General features: G+C 61.5%; 4 protein-coding genes. All 4 read right to left on the bottom strand.

Annotation, left to right across the window (positions count from 1 at the left end; all coding sequences use genetic code 11):
* Positions 1-618, bottom strand: a 618-nt coding sequence (locus EN893_RS30755; protein ID WP_128362050.1) for a tetratricopeptide repeat protein, incomplete at its 3' end; no start/stop codon positions are given.
* A 138-nt stretch (positions 619-756) separates the two neighbouring features.
* Positions 757-1,035, bottom strand: coding sequence for a 30S ribosomal protein S21 (rpsU, locus tag EN893_RS30750; protein WP_023810129.1), 279 nt, complete (start codon positions 1,033-1,035; stop codon positions 757-759).
* A gap of 201 nt (positions 1,036-1,236) precedes the next feature.
* The gene (locus EN893_RS30745) at positions 1,237-1,623 is read right to left on the bottom strand and encodes an SET domain-containing protein-lysine N-methyltransferase (protein ID WP_127267753.1); all 387 of its coding nucleotides are present in this window, start codon (positions 1,621-1,623) and stop codon (positions 1,237-1,239) included.
* 109 nt (positions 1,624-1,732) lie between these two features.
* The coding region (locus EN893_RS30740) for an SDR family oxidoreductase (protein WP_128362049.1) at positions 1,733-2,078 on the bottom strand (346 nt) is incomplete at its 5' end.

The following is a 2,078-nucleotide window of genomic DNA, read 5'->3' as shown; positions in this document are numbered from 1 at the left end:
GTTGTAGGGCTCGGCGGCGTCCGGCGCCAGCGAGATGGCGGTCGAGAAGTCCTCGATGGCGAATTTGTGCTGGCCCTGGCTCTGATAGATCAGGCCTCGATTGTGGTAGGCGCGCGCGTCGGTCGTATCGAGCTGGATTGCCTTCTGGAAGTCGTTGAAGGCGTCCTGGGTGCGACCCGCCTTGCGGTAGAGATTGCCGCGGCCGATATAGGCGGCGTCGTAGTTGCCGTTGATCTGGATCGAACGGTTGTAGTCCGCGAGCGCGGCTTCCTGATTGCCGAGGAAGCGCTGGATCAGCGCGCGATTCGAATAGGCCTGGAAGAAATTCGGGTTGAGCTGGATGGCTTGATTGAAATCCTTGAGCGCCGCTTGGTACTGGCCGCCACGACCATAGGCCGAGCCGCGCACATTGTAGCCTTCGGGATCCTGGGGATTGCGCTGGATGACCGCCGACAGCGAAGAAATGTTCTCGCTCGACCCTTGCGCCTTGTCGATGTTGTTGAATTCACCGGTCGGGCCCGCCGTTTGGCAGCCGGCAAGCGCCAGTCCGGAGAGCAGGGCCGCTGTCAGGGCGAAACCACGCAATGCAGTCCCGCGCTCCACGCTCGTTGCGTTCATGTCTGCCCTGTCCTCACTTCAAGCCGCGTCGTTCAGGTCCGGCTCCCCCTCCGGACCGGTCACATCAAAACAAAAAGGTGGCGGCGATTCCACATCGCGCCACCTCTGATATCCTTCGAAAAGGACGAAAAATTGGCGTTAGAACCGCGGCGGACGCGGAGCGCCACCTGCACCGCCGGCGGCGCCAGCAGCGACCGGGCGCGGCGTCATCGGCAGCAGGCCTTCGCGCTGGGCGCGCTTGCGGGCCAGCTTGCGGGCGCGGCGGACAGCTTCAGCCTTTTCACGGGCGCGCTTCTCGGACGGCTTCTCGTAGTGACCGCGCATCTTCATTTCGCGGAAAATGCCTTCGCGCTGCATCTTCTTCTTGAGAGCGCGAAGCGCCTGATCAACGTTATTGTCGCGGACGAGTACCTGCACGGGCAATCCTGTCTTTCGGGTTTGATATCAACAGGCAAGCGGCCATAGCCACTAGCCTCCGCGGCGGTTTACACCACGAATTGGGGCGGCTGATACCAGAATCATGCCGCGCTGTCCACAGCGGAAATGATTTTGCGGGGCCAGCCGCCGTCTGTTTGCCCTTGGACAAGTGTGCCACTTGCCCTTGAGATAAGGAGCCGACTAGGCCCTCGCGAGGTGCAGCAGCTCGAAATCCTCGAAGAACTCGCCGTAGTCGCAGGTGATCTCCTCGCCCACGGCGATGTCGCGGGTCGCCGTGGCTCCGCCATATTGCGAAAAATCCGTATTCGGATTGCTGGAATGGTTCATGAAGCGGCCATTGTCGACTTCATAGACCATGAAACCCGGCCGGTCCGGGCTCGGATAGGCATAGCGGTCGAGCAGTTCTCTGAGATGCGGGGGTGCCGTCTCGTATTTGTCCATGGGGATCAGCCGGTCGAAATCCGGATCGAGCCGCCAGATCGAAGCGCCTTTCCTGATCGGCTCCGCGGCGAACACGCCGACGCCTTCGATCGCACTCGCAGTCACATAGGTTCTGATCAGCATCATGGTTCCAGACCCGCTTTTGGACAGAAACGGAATCGCCAAATCGCGGCGAGAAATCAAGACCGGACGTCTGCCTGGCGGCTATGAACATGCATCCGGCCGCGAAAAGCCTTCACGTCCGATTGATCGACACGCCGCCATCGGCAAACAGAGCCGCTCCGGTGGTGAAGCTCGAGGCGTCGGAGGCGAGATAGAGCGCGGAACGGGCAATCTCCTCCGGCATTGCGATACGCTTCAAAGCATGCAGGCCTTCGACGAAGGCTCTTGATTCCGGGGTCTTGAAGGTTGCCGCCGGCGTGTCTGTGCCGCCGGGCAGCAGCGCGTTGACCCGCACGCCTTTCGGGCCGTATTCGGCGGCAAGCACCTGTGTCAGTCCGATCAGGCCGGCCTTGCTCGCGGCATAGCTTGTCATGCCCGGCATGCCGACTGTGTGGCCGACGAAGGTGGAAGTGAAGATC

The organism is Mesorhizobium sp. M7A.F.Ca.CA.004.04.2.1, from assembly GCF_004022825.1.
GTDB lineage: Bacteria > Pseudomonadota > Alphaproteobacteria > Rhizobiales > Rhizobiaceae > Mesorhizobium.
The sequence above is the reverse complement of the archived record's forward strand: the minus strand, read 5'-3'. Positions and strand labels throughout refer to the sequence as shown.

What these genes read in the sequence shown, in the direction of transcription:
- EN893_RS30745 (WP_127267753.1), bottom strand. Translation starts at nt 1,623, where the DNA reads ATGATGCTGATCAGAACCTATGTGACTGCGAGTGCGATCGAAGGCGTC.